The 1,594-nt window shown below is 34.1% G+C and carries 1 pseudogene; it reads right to left on the bottom strand.

The window, feature by feature from the left end:
- Positions 1-1,594, bottom strand: a pseudogene (locus LS72_RS11055) (hypothetical protein); the annotation flags it as partial.

Here is a 1,594-nt window from a genome sequence, read left to right as displayed (position 1 = left end):
ATTTTTAATATTAGCCCCTATACTAGCATTACCTGTATTACTAAGACTTAAAGCACCAGAACCAGAGTTAATAATATCAGATTGTAAGGTGGCATTACCTTCGTTTTTAATCACTATAGGAGCATTACCACTTACTTCAATATTTCCTGCAACCTTTGCATTATCAGAGTTAGTAATACTAATAGGAGCATCTCCACTAGCACTAATGCTTCCTCCTATACTACCACTTCCAGAGTTAGTAATAGTTATAGGAGCATTACCTGTTGATTTAATATCTCCTCCAATGTTAGCATTGCCTTCATTTTTAATACTAATAGGAGCATTAGAAGAACTAGTAATGCTTCCTCCTATGCTACTATTATCAGAGTTAATAAGGCTTAAGGCTACATTATCTTTAGCTTCAATACTTCCTGTAATATTACCACTGCCTTTATTTTCAACACTAAAGTTTTTAACTTCATCAGAAAGGGTAATACTTGCTTTAATCTCTCCTGCATTAGAAATACCAGTTTTAGCTTCTATCTTTCCTGCGATATTTATATCCCCTGTGATATGATTATTGGTAGCTACTGCAATAGCTGCTCCATTCTCACTCTTTAGTGTTGCTCCTTTTTTCACTTCTATGCCAGAGACTTCGACTATCTTACCATTTCGGATATCAATGTTGATACCACTTACTTTAGCATCTATGACACTACCTGGTTCTAGGATGATTTTGCCAAGCTTGGTATTATCTTTGCCTACGTTATCATTAGGAACATTAAATATATTGATACCATTTTCTGCTTGTATAGTTCCTTTGTTAATGATAGTTTCTACATTATTCCCTGCTTCATATGCAATACCATTAGACTTGGCTTTAATGAGACCTTCATTAAGGATAGTTTGGATATTTGAAGGGTCGCTATTCCTATTCATAACAAGAATACCAGAGGTTGCACTCTCTATTGTCCCACTATTAACTAAAGTACTAACCTTTCCACCCCATATGGTTATACCACCATCTTCTGGTAGCCCACTCTTCCCTTGAGTCCTTATTAATCCCTTATTGATAAGAGTAGTTATTGTAGCGGAACGATTCAATATAGCAACATTTCTTCCTCCTCCATTATTAGTCTCAATTAAACCACTATTAATAAAATTCTTAATAGTAGAATAGTTAGTTTCTATCCCTTTATTCCCCTCTATCGTCCCCTTATTCTCAAAGTTCTCTATCGTAGCTTTACTACCTACATAAACACCTGGCCCATTACCTTTATGATTAATTATTCCTTGATTAATAAAAGTTCCTAAGGCTGTATTGTTTTCAATCGCAACACCACTCGCACCACCACTTGTTTTTTCTATAGTTCCAGTATTAGTAAAAGTTTGTATTTTAGTGTTTTGTAAGGCTATGGTATTATTATCATCCTTACTAGAGATAATCACCCCACTATTACTAAAATTAGTAAGAGTAGAAATCCCTATCTGAATACCTTTCTCTCCTTTAATAGTTCCACTATTACTAAAATCTGTAAGAGTAGATTTATTAATATATACATTCACTGCATTACCAACAGCTTCTATGGTTCCAGTATTTTTAAAAGTTCCTAAA

The sequence above is a fragment of the Helicobacter apodemus genome, from assembly GCF_000765745.2.
In the GTDB taxonomy this organism is placed as follows: domain Bacteria; phylum Campylobacterota; class Campylobacteria; order Campylobacterales; family Helicobacteraceae; genus Helicobacter_D; species Helicobacter_D apodemus.
The sequence above is the reverse complement of the archived record's forward strand: the minus strand, read 5'-3'. Positions and strand labels throughout refer to the sequence as shown.